This window comes from Variovorax sp. 278MFTsu5.1 (assembly GCF_048305045.1).
In the GTDB taxonomy this organism is placed as follows: Bacteria; Pseudomonadota; Gammaproteobacteria; order Burkholderiales; family Burkholderiaceae_C; genus Variovorax; species Variovorax guangxiensis.
Genome location: NZ_CP157622.1, coordinates 4,040,510 through 4,056,913, shown reverse-complemented (window position 1 = coordinate 4,056,913; position 16,404 = coordinate 4,040,510). Strand labels below are relative to the sequence as shown.

Below are 16,404 nucleotides of genomic sequence, written 5' to 3'. Positions count from 1 at the left end.
CGCCCTTCCTTGGCGGGTTTTGGCACTGTCGGCTAGAGGAGCGGGAGCGTCGGTTCTCCTTCGGCAGAATGCCGGGAGGAGTAGATCGCGGCCGTTTCAGGCCACGCGGTTGAGCAGCGGCTCGCCGCGCATCCAGCGCTGCAGGTTGTCGAGGAAGATGCCCGCCACGCGCGCCTCGTTGCCGTCCGAATGGCCGGCGGTGTGGGGCGTGACGATGACGTTCGGCAAATCCCACAAGGGCGAGTCGGCCGACAGCGGCTCGTGCGCGAACACGTCGAGATACGCGCCAGACAGCGCGCCGCCGCGCAAGGCATCGATCAGCGCCGGCTCGTCGACCACCTCGCCGCGCGAGACATTCACCAGCCGCGCGCCGGCGGGCATGCGCGCGAGCGCCGCCGCGCCGACGAGGCCGCGCGTGCGCTCGCTCAGCGGGCATGCGAGCAGCAGCCAGTCGGCGCGCGGCAGCACCGTGTGCAGCCGTTCGTAGCTCACGCTCTCGTGCGCGGGAGCGGCCGCCGGCGCCTCGCTGCCGCGCACGCACACGATGCGCAGGCCCAGCGCCGCGAGCAGCGCGCCCAGCCCTTGCCCAATGGGCCCCCAGCCGACGATGACCGCCGTCTGCCCCGCAAGATCGCGTGGCAGGCCGCTGCCCAGGAGCGGCGACCAAGCGTGCACGCGCTGCGCGGCCAGCAGCTGCGGAAACTGCCGCGCCAGCATCAGCACGCCGGCCAGCGCGGTCTGCACCACCACGCTGGCGTTGGCGCCGGAGGAGGTCGTTACTTCCACGCCGCGCGCACGCAACTCGCCGTACACCGGCCGGTCGGCGCCCGCCGAATGCGCATGCACCCAGCGCAGCGACGGCGCATGGCGCAGCGCGTCGTGAAAGGCCTGCGTGTGCGGCAGCAGCTCGTGCTTGGTCGAAAGGCCGGTGACGTCGCGCGAGACGAAGGCGATGTCGGCATCGCCGCCGGGGCTCACCAGCAGATGCGCGCGCCCGTCGAGCGCGGCCTGCAGGCCGGGTGCGGTCTGCGCCGCGGCTTGCGGGCTCATCAGGATCCGCAGTGGCGGGGTGTTCGTCATCCGGTGCCTATTCCGCGGTCGCGCCCGATTCGCGCACGATGGCCTTCCATTTCTCGTACTCCTGCCGCGTGAACTTGCCGAACTGCTCGGGCGTGCCGCCCACCGGGTCGGCGCCTTCGCGGATCATCTGCGCCTCCAGCGGCGGCAGTGCGTCGTTCACCGACTTGTTGAGCAGCGCGATCACCGGGGCCGGTGTGCCCTTGGGCGCGAAGAAGCCGAACCACGAGCCGGCGGAGAAATCGGCGAAGCCCTTCTCGGCCACGGTCGGCACGTCGGGCAGCGAGCGCGAGCGCTTCTGGCTGCTCACCGCGATGGCGCGCAGCTTGCCCGCCTTGATGTGCGAGATGACCGAGGGAATGGTTGCGAACATGAACTGCACCCGGCCCGCCAGCAGGTCGTTGAGCGCGTTCGCGCCCTTGTAGGGCACATGGAGCATGTCGGCGCCCACGCGCTTGCCGAGCATGTAGCTCGACAGGTGAGAGGAGGTGCCGATGCCGGTCGAGCCATAGTTGAGCTTGCCCGGGTTGGCCTTGGCGTAGGCGATGAATTCCTCCAGCGTCCTGGCGGGCACCGCCGGGTTGACCACCAGCACGTTGGGCACGTCGGCGATCTGCACCACCGGCACGAGGTCGGCGAGCGGGTCGTAGGGCAGGTTCTTGTAGAGCGTCTGGTTGACGGCCATCGGGCCGACCGAGTTGACGATCAGCGTGTAGCCGTCGGCAGGCGCGCGCACCACGAACTCGGTGCCGATGTTGCCGCCGCCGCCGGGCTTGTTGTCGATGACGAAAGGCTGGCCGAGCTTTTCCGAGAGCTGCTGCGTCACGGCGCGCGCGAGGATGTCGGTGGTGCCGCCGGCCGTGAAGGCGACGACCACGCGCACGGGCTTGCTGGGGTAGGGCGATTGCGCGGCGGCCTGCATGCCGATGCCGGCGCACAGCAGCGCGGCAGCGCCGAAGGCGGCCCTGCGGGAAAGGAAGGAAAGGGGCTTGTCTCGTGTCATTCTTGTGTGTCCTCGTGGGAGTGGGCGAAGCGGTGGCGGCTCAGTCGCGGAAGCCCGGGTCCATGCGATCGAGCTTGCGCAGCAGCGCAGGCCATTCCATGAGCCCGTAGGGCCGGCGCGTGCCGGGCTGATAGTTGTTCCAGGTCTCTTCCAGGATGTGCTGCGGCACCGCCTTCAGCGGCGTGTTGCACGACATCGCGCCGATCTGCGCGCGGCAGGCCAGCTCCAGCCGGTGCATCCAGTTGAAGGCCTCGCCCACGCTGCGGCCCACCACCAGCGCGCCGTGGTTGCGGAAGATCACGGCCTCGCTCTCGCCCAGGTCGGCCAGCAGCGAGGCCTGCTCCTCGGTGTTCAGCACCACGCCCTGGTAGTCGTGGTAGCCGATCTTCAGGAAGCGCATGGCGGTCTGCGTGAGCGGCAGCAGGCCGCATTCGAGCGACGAGACTGCCATCGACGCCCAGCTGTGCGTATGGATCACGCAGGCCACGTCGGGCCGCGCGGCGTGCACCGCGCTGTGGATCACGTAGCCGGCCTTGTTGATGCCGTAGTCCAGTTCGCCGAAGTCGGGCTTCGACAGGATGTTGCCGTCCTGGTCCACCTTGATGAGACAGGAGGCGGTGATCTCCTCGTACATCATCCCGTAGGGGTTGATGAGGAAGGCGCCTTTCTCGCCCGGCACATGCGAGGAGATGTGGTTGGCCATCATGTCGGACATGCCGTAGAGGTCCACCAGCCGGTAGCAGGCGGCGAGGTCGACGCGGGCCTGCCATTCGGCTTCGGAGCAGCGCTCCTTCATCGATGGAATCCGGAGCACGCCGGGTTGTTGTGTCATGGGTCTTTTCCTTCGCGGGTGGGTGTTCAGTCGGCGCCCAGGCGCAGGCGGCCGGGCAGTCGTTTCTCGATGGCGAACTTCAGCAGGGCGGCGCAGCGGAAGGCGCCGTGCGCGAACTTGCCGTAGGGCAGCGTGAGGAACAGCGCCATCACCACGCCCAGGTGCACCGCCAGCAGCAGCGCCATGAAGCGGGTGTCGCGCCAGGCCAGCAGCGCGAGGCCGGTGAGGCTGGTGAGCAGCAGCAGGGCGATGAAGCCCCGGTCCATCGGGCGCTGCGCGGTGTCGCCATGCGCCGGGTCGCGCCGCAGGTTCAGCCACAGCAGGCCGGCCGGCCCGATCAGCAGGCCGATGCCGCCGGCCGTGCCCAGCAGCACCGGCAGGCTGGTGAGCGCATAGGGCGCATGCAGGCCGAGCAGGTAGTGATAGAGCGTCGCCACGCAGGTCGATGCGAAGCACAGCATGAAGCCGTAGAAGGTGAAGTGATGGAAGCGCCTGCGCCACAGGGTGAAGCGGTCGCTCTCGTTGTTGCAACCTTCGCCGTGGCCGCCGTCGAGGTACTTCAGGCGCAACGCGTCGCGCGCCGCCTCGGCGCCGGCGGGGCCGCGCACGCCGGGCAGGTCCGGCGTGTTCTGCGAGTCGTTCGCCGGCGACACCTCGCGCCAGAAGCGCCGCACGCCCATGGCCAGCGCGAGCATCACGAAGAGGAACACCGCCCCGAACACCAGCGCGAGCAGGTTGTGCGGAAAGATCGCGTAGAAGTCGCCCGCCATCGGCTCGTGCAGCAGCGAGCCCGAGAGCGCCACCGCCAGCACCAGGAAGAGCGCCAGCCCGCCGGCCAGCGCGAGCGCTACCGTGAGGCCCGCCCTGCGGTACAGCATGCCCATGGCGCGCGGCCAGGCGTAGTCGCTGTACGTTTGCATGCGGACCTGCGCCATGGCCCGCGGCACGTTCACCGCGAACTCGTGCGGTGGCGCGTACTGGCAGGCATGCAGACAGGCGCCGCAGTTGTGGCAGAGGTTGGCGAGGTAGTGCGTGTCGGCCTTGTTGCCGAAGTCGAGCCGGCGCGTCATGGCCGGGAACACGGCGCAGAAGCCTTCGCAATAGCGGCAGGCGTTGCAGATCTGCAGGATGCGCGCGACTTCGCCTTCGGCCGCGGTCAGCGGCAGCGCGGGGGCGATGGGGATCACGCGGTGCGCGGGCGTGCCCTCGGCATCGGCCCGTGCGCGCGCGACGAGGTCAGTGAGCTGCTGCAAGCGCGGCCTCCTTGTCGTTCTTCGTGGAGGCCCGCGCGGCTTTCGCCGCCTGCGTGCCCGCGATGCGGCCGAAGGCCGTTCCGATGCTCATGCCGACGCCCGCCGTGTAGCCTTTGCCGAGCACGTTGCCGGCCATCATCTCGCCGGCCACGAAGAGGTTGGGGCTGGGCCTGCCGCCGAAGCGGACAGCCGCGGTTTCGTCCACCTTCAGGCCCAGGTAGGTGAAGGTGATGCCGGGTCGCAGCGGATAGGCATGGAAGGGCGCCGTGTCGATAGGGCGCGCCCAGTGCGTCTTGGCTGGGGCCAGGCCTTCGGTGTGGCAGTCGTCCAGTGCGGTGTGGTCGAAGCGGCCGACGCGGCAGGCGGCGTTGTAGTCCTCCACGGTGCGCACGAAGGTGGTTTCGTCCAGGCCGATCTTGCGCGCCAGCTCGCCGAGCGTGGCGGCCTGCGTGCCGGGAAACACCGGTGGCATGAAGCGCCCGACCGCCTTCTGATCGATGACCGACCAGGCGATCTGCCCAGGCTGCTGCGCCACCAGCCGGCCCCAGATGGCGTAGCGCTTGGGCCAGAAGTCCTCGCCCTCGTCGTAGAAGCGCCTGGCTTCGCGGTTGACCACCACGCCCAGCGACACGCAGTCGATGCGCGTGCAGATGCCGCCGTCGTACAGCGGCGCGCGCGCGTCGATGGCCACCATGTGGCCTTGCGACGGATCGCCGATGCTGTCGGCGCCCGCCTCGATCATGTGCCTGAGCAGCACGCCCTGGTTGAAGCGCGTGCCGCGGATCAGGAAGTTGTCGGCCGGCCACTCGCCGCGCTCGTTCTGCCCCCATGCTTCGCGCAGCCACTCGCGGTTCGATTCGAAGCCGCCGGCTGCCAGCACGCAGCTCTTCGCTTCGATGCGTTCGCCGGCTTCGGTGCGCACGGCCACGAAGCGGTCGCCGTCGAGCTCCACCGAGGCCACGGGCGTGTCGTAGCGGATGCGCACGCCAAGCCTTTCGGCGCTGCGGAAATAGGCGTTCACCAGCGCCTTGCCGCCACCCATGAAGAAGGCGTTGGTGCGCGCCACGTGCAGCGCGCCCGACAGAGGCGGCTGGAAGTGCACGCCGTGGCTGCGCATCCAGTCGCGGCAGTTCGACGAGGCGCGGATCACCAGGCGCGCGAGGCGTTCGTCGGTGAGGCCGCCGGTCACCTTCAGCAGGTCCTGCCAGTACTCCTCTTCAGGGTAGGCATCGACCAGCACGTCCTGCGGCGCATCGTGCATGCAGCGCAGGTTGCGCGTGTGCTGCGAATTGCCGCCGCGCCAGGCCTTGGGCGAGGCTTCGAGCAGCAGCACCGATGCGCCAGCCTCGCGTGCCATGAGCGCGGCGCACAGCGCGGCGTTGCCGCCGCCAACAACAAGAACATCCGTCAATCGTGGGTCTCCGTGGGAACCGGGAGACTCTAGGCACGCAGGCCTTCACGCGAAAGGCCGGATCGGGCAACGGGTGTTCACGTTTCGAGAAGACTGGCGCCGGCCCAGCGGCCCTCGCGCACCAGTGCGCGTGCCGTGTCGGCCGCTACCACGCGCGTGGCCAGCGCGGCGGGGGAGAGTTCGTCGTCCGACAGGCTCACGAGCAGGTTGCGGCGGCCCACGTGGGCGTCGGCGATCTGGGTGAGCTGCAGGTCGTCACGGTCGTGCCGCGCGGTGGCCGCGCCGGGCTGGATGGTGGCGCCGTGGCCCGCGCGCACCGCGTCCATCAGCAGCGCGAGGCCGTCGACCTCGGCCACGATGTTCGGCGCGATGCGTGCCCGCGCGAAGGCGGCCATCAGCGTGGCGCGCAGGCCGTGGCTGCCGCTGGGCAGGATCAGCGGCAGCCCGGCCAGCTGCGCGAGCCGCACGCGCGTGCCGGTCGGGCGCTGCGCCAGCGCGGGCGAGGCGATGACGAAGAGCTTCTCGGCCAGGAGCGGCGTCACGCTCCAGCGCCGTGGCGTGTCGGTCTGGAACAGCACGGCAAGGTCGAGCTGCCTGGCCTGCAGCATGCTGGTGAGATGGCCCGAGAGCGCTTCGACCATGTGCAGGCGTACGTCGGGGTAGCGCTCTCGCATGGCTCGCATCAGCGGCACGCCGAGCACCGTGGCGGTGGTGGGGGCGAGGCCCACGCTCACGTGGCCCGACAGCCGCGCCTGCTGCGCCGCGAGTACCGCGTCGTCGGCATGGCGCAGCACCAGCTGGGCCTGGTGCAGGAAGGCGACGCCCGCGTCGGTGGGCACCACGCCGCTGGAGCTGCGCTGCAGCAGCCGGGTGGCCAGCTCGCCCTCGAGCCGGCTGATCTGCTGGCTCAGCGCCGAGGTGACGACGCCCAGTTCGACCGCGGCGCGGCCCATGCTGCGAAGCTCGCAGACCTTGACGAAGTAGCGCAGTTGCCGGAGTTCCATGCGCCGATCATCGCGCAGGCACGGTGGCCGGCGCCGGGCGGCGCAGCAGCAGCCATCCGAAGAGCGGGGCGGTGATGTACATCACCACCGAGTAGATGGCCGCCGGCAGCGCCAGCTGGAAGCTGCCCAGCACGCTCACCGCGATGAAGATCGCCAGCGTGGAGTTGTGGATGCCGATCTCGTAGCTGATGGCGGTGGCCAGCGGCTTGTCGAGCCCGGCGGCGCGGCTGAGGTAGTAGCCCGCCAGCAGGCTCAGCAGGTTGAACAGCAGCACCGGCACGCCGATCTGCGCGAAGGTGGTCGTGATGGTCTTCCACTCGTTGGCGATGGCCAGCACCGTCACCACCGCCAGCACCACGCCGCTGAAGATCTTGGTGGGCTTTTCCATGCGCGCGGCGAAGCCGGGCCGGCGCGAGGCGACGAACATGCCGAGCGCCACCGGCACCAGCACGATGGCGATCACCTCCACAAGCTTGCGCGTCTGCAGCGGCACCACCTGGCCGCCCTGCGCGAAATGGCCGATGGCCCAGTTCGCGATGAGCGGCAGCGTGACGATGGAAAGCAGCGTGTTCACGGCCGTGAGCGAGATGTTCATCGCCACGTTGCCGCCGAACAGGTGCGAGAACAGGTTGGCCGAGATGCCGCCCGGCGAGGCCGCCAGCAGCATCAGCCCGACCGCGAACACCGGCGGCAGGCCGAAGCCCACGATGATCGCGTAGCAGGCCAGCGGCAGGCCGATGACCTGCAGCGCGAGCGCTATGGCAACGGCCTTTGGGTGCTTGAAGAGCCTCTTGAAGTCGGCGAGCGAAAGCGAAAGGCCCAGCCCGAACATGACCAGCGCGAGCGCGCCGAACAGGAAGCGGGTGACGATGACGGTACTGTCCATGGGGTTTGTCTCCTCGTTGGTTCTTGCTTTTCTTGTAGTTGTCGTGGTGCGAGCGATGAACAAAAAAATGGCCGCCGGCACCTGTCGCGCAGGCGCTGGCAGCCGTGGAAACCGGGAGCGACGAAGCTCTTATTGCTTGTAGCTGTCGTCGATGCGGTCGAGCTTGCGGATCAGCGACGGCCAGACGAACTGCCCGCCCAGGCCGCCGGTCTGAACCTTCATGGCCTGGCCCACGCCTTCCACGATGCGCGGGTCCACGTGCGTGAGTTCACCGCCGCCCGATTGCGCCGCGATCTGGATCTGGCAGGTGGCCTCGAAGGTGTACATCGAGAGAAAGGCGTCGGCAATGGTCTTGCCGCAGGTCAGCAGGCCGTGGTTGCGCAGCATGAGGAAGTTGGCGCTGCCCATGTCGGCCTGCAGGCGCGGCTTCTCGTCGTCGCGGAAGGCCACGCCCTCATAGTCGTGATAGGCCAGCGAGGCCAGCACGAAGGTCGACTGCTGGCTGATGGGCAGCACGCCGTTCTTCTGCGCGCTTACGGCGATGCCGGCGCGGGTGTGGGTGTGCAGCACGCACTGGATGTCTTCCCGCGCCGCATGCACCGCGCTGTGGATCACGAAGCCCGCCGGGTTCACCGGGTAGGGCGAGTCGATGACCTTGTTGCACTGCTGGTCGACCTTCACCAGGCTCGAAGCGGTGATCTCGTCGAACATCAGGCCGTAGGGGTTGATCAGGAAGTGGTGTTCGGGGCCGGGAATGCGCGCGCTGATGTGCGTGAAGACCACGTCGCTCCAGCCGTGCAGCGCCACGAGGCGGTAGCAGGCGGCGAGGTCGACGCGAAGCTGCCACTCCTCGGCGGAGACGAGCTTCTGGATTTCGGGTTGGGCGAAGGCGTTCATGTTGGGGTGTCCTTTTGAGGGAGGAGAAAGCGGGCAGCCGAACGCAGAGGTCGCGAAGGTTACGCAGAAGTCGCAGAAGGAAAAACAGGAAATGGTTTCTGGTTTTCTCTGCGACTTCTGCGTAGCTTTTGTCTTCCTTCTGCGTTCGGCTGTCCGACTTCAGGCGGCCTCTGCAGCAGGCTGCAGCGCCGATTTGTAGATGCTCTGCTTCGGCTGCGCCATCACGCGGCGCAGCATGGGTTCGAACTCGCTGATGGGCAGCGTCTCGGCCCTGGGGTCGAAGGCGGGGTTGTCGTAGAGCGCGCAGAACTCGGCCGTGCGCTCGTAGTGCGGATGGCCCTTGAAGTTGTCGCGCATGTCGCGGTCCAGGCCGATGTGGTGGAAGAAGTAGTGGCCCTGGAAGATGCCGTGGTTCTGCACCATCCAGTGGTTGGCCTCGCTCACGAAGGGCTTGAGGATGGCCGCGGCGATGTCGGGGTGGTTGAAGCTGCCGAGCGTGTCGCCGATATCGTGCAGCAGCGCGCACACCACGTACTCCTCGTCGCGGCCGTCGCGCAGCGCGCGGGTGGCGGTCTGCAGCGAGTGGGTGTAGCGGTCGACCGGGAAGCCGCCGTAGTCGCCTTCGAGGATCTGCAGGTGCCTGATCACGCGTGCGGGCAGGCCGCCCGCGAACTGCATGAATTCGCCACCGATCAGCTGCCAGTCTTCTCGCGTGCTTTCCTGCATGCTCTTGAAACTTGCGCGTGCGTTCATCGCCGGAGTCTCCGTTCTTGTGTCCTGTGGGGAGCTGGTCACTGTATGCCTGCGCTTGACCATGAACTGTCAAGAATTTGACAATGCGGGGTTCTGGTAAACCCCCGTTCGCCTTTCATTTCCCCTTCATGGCCGTCTCTTCGAAGCCGCGCCTTTCCGCCGCGCACCGCGCCGCGCTGGAAGGCAACCCGTGGTTCATGAGCATGCCGCGCGCGCAACGCGAGGCGCTGGTGGGCGCGGCCGAACTGCATCATGTGCGGCGCGGCGCGATGGTGTTCCGCCAGGGCGATCCCATCCACGCCACGGATGGCGGCTTCTACGGGCTGGTGGCGGGCACCATCAAGGTCTCGTCGCTGCGCCAGGACGGGCGCGAGGCCATCCTCGCGGTGCTGGAGCCGGGCAACTGGTTCGGCGAGATCACGCTGATCGACGGCTCGCCGCGCACCCACGACGCCACCGCGCTGGAGGCGCTCGACCTGCTGGTGGTGCCGCCCGTGGCCTTCGCGGTGCTGATGCGCGACGTGGTGTTCTCCAACGCCATCGCCGCGATGCTGGCGGCGCGCGTGCGCATGCTCTACGGCCTCGCGGAGGATGCTACGCTGCGCAGCCTGCGTGCCCGCGTGGCGCACCGGCTGCTGGTGCTTGCGCGCGGCGATGCCACGCAGTCGGTGCAGTTGCGCCACGAGCTGCAGCTGCCGCAGGAGGCATTGGCCATGATGCTCGGCGTGACGCGTCAGACCCTGTCGAAGGAGCTCAACGCGCTGGCGTCCGAGGGTGTGCTCTCGCTGGGCTACGGGCGCATCGAACTGCGTTCGCTCGACGCGCTGCGCGCGCTCGTGAGCACCGGCTAGGAGGGCAGGCGGCCGGCTACCTCAGCACCCGGCCGTCGGCCGAGATGCTGATCAGGTCGATGTTGCGCACGCTGTCGCGCAGGCCCGGGCGCAGGTTGATGCGAAAGCCACCGACGTCGTAGTCGGTCATGCCCGACATCACGCGCATGAGGGCGGCCGTGTTGAAGCCCCGGCCGGCTCGCTTCACTGCCTCGCCGGCGGCCTTGGCCGCGATGAAGCCTTCCAGGCCCTCGTACGAGGCGGTCTGGTCGGAGTTGTCGACGGCCGCGAGGTACTCCTTGACGATCGGAATGGCCGAGGGCCGCGGCGAGGGCACCACCTGCGAGATCACGATGCCGCCGATGTCCTTGCCGAGCGCGGCGTAGAGCGGGTCGATACCGACGATGGAGAAGGCCATGAAGCTGCCCGCGTAGCCGCTCTTGCGCAGCTTGCGGATGGCGTTGGCCGTGGTGCCCGAGAGCGACACCAGCACGATGGCCTGCGGCGACTGCTTCTGCACTTCCTTCAGCGCCGCGTCGAGCTTGTCGCCGTTGGCGGGCACCAGCGCGGTCGCGACCAGCGGCGTGAGCTTGAGTTCACTGATGGCCTGTTCCACGGCCGCCAGGCCTGCGCGGCCCATGGCATCGTCGTCGCCCACCAGCGCCACGCGCGTCTGCCCGACGGTGGCGCATTGCTTCACGATCTTCAGGGCCTCGTCGATCATGCCGGGGCGTACATGGAACACGTTCTGGTGCTCCGCGCCGCGCAGCGTGTCGGAGGCCGCGAATGGCGCGAACAGCAGGCTGCCCCGCTGGGTGGCGACGTTGGCGCCGGCCTCGCTGCTGGCCGTGCCGACGAAGCCGAAGAGCATGTCGGCCTTGTCGTTGGTCAGAAGGGTGCGCGCGTTGGCTGCCGCGCGTGCCGCGTCGTAGCCGTCGTCGAGCTGCAGCAGCTTGAGCTGCAGGCCGCTGGCCGCGTTGCGGTCGTTGAAGGCGCTCACCGCGAGGCGGCTGCCGGCGGCGAAGGCATTGCCGATCTCGGAGGCGCTGCCCGTCAGCGGCACCGACTGCCCCAGCAGCACGACGCGCGCCCCGGTTGCCGCCGCTCCCGTCCGCGCCGTCTGCGCCATGACGGGATGGGCCATGCCGATGCCGCTACCCAGCATCAGCGCGCCTGCCTTGCCCAACCATTCCCTGCGTGACGTGTTCATTGGACACCTTCTTTCACATTAGTAAAAAAGTGTAGCAATATCGGGGCCAGGGTGGAAGGCGGGCTGACGAGGAGGAGGGTTTTGGATCAGCCTCCCTTGACGTAGCTGGCGAGGTGCTTGCCGGTGAGCGTGGCGCGCCTGGCGACGAGGTCCGCGGGCGTGCCCTCGAACACGACCCGCCCGCCCTCGTGCCCCGCGCCGGGGCCGAGGTCGATGAGCCAGTCGGCATGCGCCATCACGGCCTGGTGGTGCTCGACCACGATGAACGACTTGCCCGAATCCACCAGCCTGTCGAGCAGGCCCAGAAGCTGCGCCACGTCGGCCAGGTGCAGGCCGGCGGTGGGCTCGTCGAGCACGTAGATGTCGCCCTTCTCGGCCATCTGCGTGGCCAGCTTCAGCCGCTGCCGCTCGCCGCCCGAGAGCGTGGTGAGCGGCTGCCCGAGCCGCAGGTAGCCTAGCCCCACGTCGGCCAGCCGCTGCAGGATGGCCTGCGCGGCCGGCGTGCGCGCCTTGCCTTCGCCGAAGAAGGCGAGGGCCTCGTCCACCGGCATCGCCAGCACCTCGGCGATGTCGCGCCCGCCGAAGCGGTACTCCAGCACCGAGGCCTGGAATCGCTTGCCGCCGCACTCCTCGCAGGGGGTGGCCACGCCGGCCATCATTGCGAGGTCGGTGTAGATCACGCCCGCGCCGTTGCAGGTGGGGCAGGCGCCTTCGGAGTTGGCGCTGAAGAGCGCCGGCTTCACGCCGTTGGCCTTGGCGAAGGCGTTGCGGATCGGGTCGAGCAGCCCGGTGTAGGTGGCCGGGTTGCTGCGCCGCGAGCCGCGGATCGCGCTCTGGTCGATGCTCACCACGCCCGCGCCTGGCGGGATCGAGCCATGCACCAGCGAGCTCTTGCCGGAGCCTGCCACGCCGGTGACCACCGCGAGTACGCCGAGCGGAATGTCGACGTTCACCTTGCGCAGGTTGTGCGTGGCCGCGCCGCGTATCTCGAGCTTGCCGGTCGGCTCGCGAACCTTCTTCTTCAGCATCGCGCGGTCGTCCAGGTGCCGGCCCGTGACCGTGCCGCTGCCGCGCAGCCCCTCGACACTGCCCTCGAAGCACACGCTGCCGCCGGCCGAGCCCGCGCCCGGCCCGAGGTCGACGACGTGGTCGGCGATGGCGATGACCTCCGGCTTGTGCTCGACCACCAGCACCGTGTTGCCCTTGTCGCGCAGCCGCAGCAGCAGCTCGTTCATGCGCTGTATGTCGTGCGGATGCAGGCCGGTGGTGGGCTCGTCGAACACGTAGGTCACGTCGGTGAGCGAGGAGCCGAGGTGGCGGATCATCTTCGTGCGCTGCGCCTCGCCGCCCGACAGCGTGCCCGAGGGGCGGTCGAGCGAGAGGTAGCCCAGGCCGATCTCCACGAAGGAATCGAGGCTGGCCGACAGCGCCTCCAGCAGCGGCGCCACCGAGGGCTCCTTCAGGCCGCGCACCCACGCGGCTAGATCGCTGATCTGCATCGCGCAGGCGTCGGCGATGTTGACGCCCTTGATCTTCGAGGAGCGCGCCGGCGCGGCGAGCCGCGTGCCCGCGCATTCGGGGCAGGTGGAAAAAGTCACCACGCGCTCCACGAAGGCGCGCACGTGCGGCTGCATCGCCTCCACGTCCTTCGAGAGAAACGACTTCTGGATCGTCGGGATCAGCCCCGCGAAGGTGAGGTTGACGCCGTCCACCTTGATCCTGGTCGGCTCCTTGTAGAGCAGGTCGTGCAGCTCGTTCTTCGTGAACCTGCGGATCGGCTTGTCGGCGTCGAAGAAGCCGCAGCCCCGGAAGATGCGCCCGTACCAGCCTTCCATGCTGTAGCCGGGAATCTTGAGCGCGCCTTCGTTGAGCGACTTGCCGTCGTCGTAGAGCTCGGCAAGGTCGAAGTCGGTGACTGCGCCGCGCCCCTCGCAGCGCGGGCACATGCCGCCGATGCGGTTGAAGGTCTCCTTCACCGTCTTCGTCTTCGAGCCGCGCTCCACGGTGATGGCGCCTGCCGCGCTGACCGAAGGCACGTTGAAGGCGAAGGCGCCCGGCGGCCCGATGTGCGGCTTGCCCAGGCGGCTGAAGAGAATGCGCAGCATCGCGTTGGCGTCGGTGACCGTGCCCACGGTGGAGCGCGGGTCGGCGCCCAGGCGCTGCTGGTCGACGATGATCGCGGTGGTCAGCCCGTCGAGCACGTCGACCTCCGGCCGCGCCAGCGTGGGCATGAAGCCCTGCACGAAGGCGCTGTAGGTCTCGTTGATGAGCCGCTGCGACTCGGCCGCGATGGTGCCGAACACCAGCGAGCTCTTGCCCGAACCCGAGACGCCGGTGAACACCGTCAGCCTGCGCTTCGGTATCTCGATGCTGATGTCCTTCAGGTTGTTCTCGCGCGCGCCGTGCACGCGGATCATGTCGTGGCTGTCTGCGGCGTGCTGCGTGGACGGTGCCGCTTTCGTGGTCGTTTTCGCGGTCGTCTTCGCGGTCTTTTTGGGGGACGTTTTCTTCGCGGCCTTCGTGCTCATCGGTTCGCCTCTGCGCCTCAGCCCTGCTGCTGGATGCGGATCAGGCTGCCCGCGGGGTCGCGCACCGCGCAGTCGCGCACGCCGTAGGGCTGGTCGGTCGGTTCCTGGACGATCTCGGTGTCGCTGGCCTGCAGCTTCGCGAAGGTGCCTTCGAGATCGGGCGTGGCCAGCAGGATGGCGGCGTAGGTGCCCTTGGCCATCATCTCGGCGATGGTGCGGCGCTCCTCGTCGGTGATGCCGGGGTAGGCGGCCGGCGGCGCGAGCACGATGGAGACGGCGGGCTGGCCCTTGGGGCCGACGGTGATCCAGCGCATGCCGCCGTATCCCACGTCGTTGCGGACCTCGAAGCCGAGCAGGTCGCGGTAGAAGGCGAGCGACGCCTCGGGGTCGTTGTGCGGCAGGAAACTCGCGTGGATGCTGATGTTCATCGTGATCGCTCCGGTCGGTTGTTTTGAGGAGCGCTCAGTCTAGGTGCGACTGTGCGGCCGGCGCTTCTCGATTCCTGATCGGTCGCGTGACCTGCTTCGCCACGCAGGACGGCATGCCCTCGGTCTGCTGCGCGGCATCGCGCTTGTAGGCGCTGGGCGACATGCCCACCAGCTCGGTGAAGCGGGTGCTGAAGGTGCCCAGCGACGAGCAGCCGACTTCGAAGCAGACCTCGGTGACGCTGAGGTCGCCCCGGCGCAGCAGCGCCATCGCGCGCTCGATGCGCCGGGTCATCAAATAGGAGTAGGGAGCCTCGCCGTACGCGAGCTTGAACTGGCGGCTCAGGTGGCCCGCCGACATGTGCACGCCGAAGGCGAGGGCCTCGACGTCCAGCGGCTGTGCGTATTCGCGGTCGATGCGGTCACGAACGCGGCGCAGCCGGGCGAGGTCGCGCAGGTGTGGTTGCTCGGCGTCGGTCTTGTTGCTGCTGCTGGTCATCCGCGGGATCGTGCCATGCCGCAACGGCAGGCTCAACCCGGCAGCTCAGGCGGTCCGCTCGAACACCAGGTCCCACACCCCGTGGCCCAGCTTGATGCCGCGGTTCTCGAACTTGGTCAGCGGGCGGTACTCGGGCTTGGGCGCATAGCCCTCGGCGGTGTTGCGCAGCAGCGGCTCGCCCGACAGCACTTCGAGCATCTGCTCGGCGTAGGGCTGCCAGTCGGTGGCGCAGTGGATGTAGCCGCCGGGGCGCAGGTGCTGCGCGAGCTTGGTCACGAACCCGGGCTGGATCAGCCGGCGCTTGTTGTGGCGCTTCTTGTGCCACGGGTCTGGAAAGAACACGTGCACGCCGGCCAGCGTGCCGGGCTGCAGCATGTGGTCGAGCACGTCGACCGCGTCGTGCGCGCAGATGCGGATATTTGACAGGGATTGCTCGCCGATGCGCTTGAGCAGCGCGCCCACGCCGGGCTCGTGCACCTCGCAGCAGAAGAAATTGGTGTCGGGCAGCACCGTCGCGATGTGCGCGGTGGCCTCGCCCATGCCGAAGCCGATTTCCAGCACCGTCGGGCCGGCGCGGCCGCCGAAGGCGGCGGTCAGGTCGAGCGGCTCGGGCTTGTAGGGCACGAGGTAGAGCGGCCCCAGCTCGGAGAAGGCGCGCGCCTGACCCTCGGTGGTGCGGCCGCCGCGCTTGACGAAGCTCTTGAGGCGGCGGTGCAGCGGGTGGGGCTTGGCGGTGCCGTCGCTGGCACCGTCGTCGGTGCCCTCGTCATTGCCGGGCGGGAGTTCGTTGGACACGGTATCGGAAAGATTCATCACGGCCGCGAATTGTAGAGAGCGCGCCATTCGGGCACCCAGCCGGCCAGCGCCGCCGGGCAATCCGAGGCCGTGGCGGGGCCCAGGCCCAGCACCCGCGCCGCCGCATCGAGCGCCGCCAGCGCGGCCGCCGGCGAGCCGGTGTCGATGGAGGTGGCGCCGTTCTGCTTGGAGAGCTTGTCGCCGTCGGCACCGCGCACCAGCGGCGTGTGCAGGTAGGTGGGCGTGGGAAAGCCCAGCGCGCGCTGCAGCAGGATCTGGCGCGCGGTGTTGTCGGTGAGGTCCTCGCCGCGCACCACGTCGGTCACGCCCTGTTCGGCGTCGTCGACCACCACCGCGAGCTGGTAGGCCCAGGGGCCGTCGGCGCGGCGCAGCACGAAGTCGCCGACCTCGCGGCTCACGTTCTGGCACTGGCGGCCGAGGCGGCGGTCGGTGAAGCAGAGCTCGCCGCCGGTGCCTGCGTCGTGGCCGTCTTCTTCCTTTTCTTCCCAGGGCACACCGGGCGTGGGCGGAAGGTCGGCCTCGAACTTCTCGGTGGCGAAGCGCCAGGCGCGCGCGGGCTTGCCGTGCAGCCCGTCGCGGCAGGTGCCGGGGTACACGCGCTCGCCGTGGCGCTCATGCCGCTGGCCGAGCCGGGCGAGCGCCTCGTTGATGTCCTTGCGCGAGCAGCCGCACGGGTAGGCCAGGCCGCGCGCCTTGAGCCGGGCCAGCGCGGCCTCGTAGCGGTCTGTGCGCCGCGTCTGCCACACAGGGGGCTCGTCGGGCAGCAGGGCGCATTCGGCCAACTGCTGGAGGATGTGCTCGCCCATGCCGGGCAGGCAGCGCTCGGTGTCGGCGTCCTCGATGCGCACCAGCCAGCGCGCCTGCGGGCCGCGTGCGCGCACGTCGAGCCAGCTCGCGAGCGCGGCCACCAGCGAGCCCGCGTGCAGCGGGCCGGTGGGCGAGGGCGCGAAGCGGCCGGTCTCTCTCATCTCCCTGTGGCG

The 16,404-nt window shown here is 69.1% G+C and carries 16 protein-coding genes; 1 reads left to right on the top strand and 15 read right to left on the bottom strand.

The features are described 5' to 3' along the window. Positions 1–96: 96 nt before the first annotated feature. From ABL844_RS18880 to ABL844_RS18840, 9 genes are all read right to left on the bottom strand, one after another. Entirely contained in the window at positions 97–1,050 is a 954-nt protein-coding gene (locus ABL844_RS18880) for a D-2-hydroxyacid dehydrogenase (protein WP_418128483.1), read from the bottom strand. Positions 1,051–1,087: 37 nt separating this feature from the next. Next, a complete protein-coding gene (locus tag ABL844_RS18875; protein WP_418116728.1) occupies positions 1,088–2,080 on the bottom strand; it encodes a Bug family tripartite tricarboxylate transporter substrate binding protein in 993 nt (330 codons plus the stop codon). 40 nt (positions 2,081–2,120) lie between these two features. Then, the gene (locus ABL844_RS18870) at positions 2,121–2,912 is read right to left on the bottom strand and encodes a class II aldolase/adducin family protein (protein WP_126022118.1); all 792 of its coding nucleotides are present in this window, start codon (positions 2,910–2,912) and stop codon (positions 2,121–2,123) included. Between the two features lie 26 nt (positions 2,913–2,938). Further along, positions 2,939–4,165, bottom strand: coding sequence for a tricarballylate utilization 4Fe-4S protein TcuB (tcuB, locus tag ABL844_RS18865; RefSeq protein WP_418128482.1), 1,227 nt, complete (start codon positions 4,163–4,165; stop codon positions 2,939–2,941). Beyond that, a complete protein-coding gene (tcuA, locus tag ABL844_RS18860) occupies positions 4,149–5,576 on the bottom strand; it encodes an FAD-dependent tricarballylate dehydrogenase TcuA (protein ID WP_418121336.1) in 1,428 nt (475 codons plus the stop codon). The genes tcuB and tcuA overlap by 17 nt, the downstream gene beginning before the upstream one ends. 77 nt (positions 5,577–5,653) lie before the next feature. Continuing rightward, positions 5,654–6,580 carry a LysR substrate-binding domain-containing protein gene (locus ABL844_RS18855; RefSeq protein ID WP_418128481.1) on the bottom strand — a complete coding sequence of 309 codons (927 nt, stop codon included), beginning with the start codon at positions 6,578–6,580 and terminating at the stop codon, positions 5,654–5,656. Between the two features lie 7 nt (positions 6,581–6,587). Continuing rightward, positions 6,588–7,466: a bile acid:sodium symporter family protein gene (locus tag ABL844_RS18850; RefSeq protein ID WP_418128479.1), complete on the bottom strand. Its 879-nt coding sequence runs from the start codon at positions 7,464–7,466 to the stop codon at positions 6,588–6,590. Between the two features lie 129 nt (positions 7,467–7,595). Continuing rightward, the gene (locus tag ABL844_RS18845; protein WP_418128478.1) at positions 7,596–8,363 is read right to left on the bottom strand and encodes a class II aldolase/adducin family protein; all 768 of its coding nucleotides are present in this window, start codon (positions 8,361–8,363) and stop codon (positions 7,596–7,598) included. Between the two features lie 159 nt (positions 8,364–8,522). Beyond that, positions 8,523–9,116, bottom strand: coding sequence for an HD domain-containing protein (locus ABL844_RS18840; protein ID WP_369661929.1), 594 nt, complete (start codon positions 9,114–9,116; stop codon positions 8,523–8,525). Positions 9,117–9,244: 128 nt separating this feature from the next. Between ABL844_RS18840 and ABL844_RS18835 the strand changes: the two genes are divergently transcribed. Continuing rightward, positions 9,245–9,967 carry a Crp/Fnr family transcriptional regulator gene (locus tag ABL844_RS18835; protein WP_418128477.1) on the top strand — a complete coding sequence of 241 codons (723 nt, stop codon included), beginning with the start codon at positions 9,245–9,247 and terminating at the stop codon, positions 9,965–9,967. A gap of 16 nt (positions 9,968–9,983) precedes the next feature. On the opposite strand, the gene ABL844_RS18830 is transcribed toward ABL844_RS18835, so the two are convergent. The 6 genes from ABL844_RS18830 to gluQRS all read right to left on the bottom strand — a co-directional run bounded on the left by ABL844_RS18830 (position 9,984) and on the right by gluQRS (position 16,392). After that, a complete protein-coding gene (locus tag ABL844_RS18830; protein ID WP_418128476.1) occupies positions 9,984–11,156 on the bottom strand; it encodes an ABC transporter substrate-binding protein in 1,173 nt (390 codons plus the stop codon). A gap of 86 nt (positions 11,157–11,242) precedes the next feature. Next, entirely contained in the window at positions 11,243–13,684 is a 2,442-nt protein-coding gene (locus tag ABL844_RS18825) for an ATP-binding cassette domain-containing protein (protein ID WP_418128475.1), read from the bottom strand. Between the two features lie 17 nt (positions 13,685–13,701). Beyond that, on the bottom strand, positions 13,702–14,112 hold the full coding sequence (locus ABL844_RS18820; protein ID WP_126022128.1) for a VOC family protein: 411 nt from the start codon (positions 14,110–14,112) through the stop codon (positions 13,702–13,704). Between the two features lie 34 nt (positions 14,113–14,146). Further along, positions 14,147–14,608, bottom strand: a complete 462-nt coding sequence (locus ABL844_RS18815) for a helix-turn-helix transcriptional regulator (RefSeq protein WP_418128474.1) — start codon at positions 14,606–14,608, stop codon at positions 14,147–14,149. A 45-nt stretch (positions 14,609–14,653) separates the two neighbouring features. Beyond that, positions 14,654–15,421, bottom strand: a complete 768-nt coding sequence (gene trmB / locus ABL844_RS18810; protein ID WP_418128473.1) for a tRNA (guanosine(46)-N7)-methyltransferase TrmB — start codon at positions 15,419–15,421, stop codon at positions 14,654–14,656. Further along, positions 15,421–16,392 (bottom strand): tRNA glutamyl-Q(34) synthetase GluQRS, encoded by a 972-nt coding sequence (gene gluQRS, locus ABL844_RS18805; protein WP_418128472.1) that lies wholly within the window; start codon positions 16,390–16,392, stop codon positions 15,421–15,423. The genes trmB and gluQRS overlap by 1 nt, the downstream gene beginning before the upstream one ends. Between the last annotated feature and the right edge of the window lie 12 nt (positions 16,393–16,404).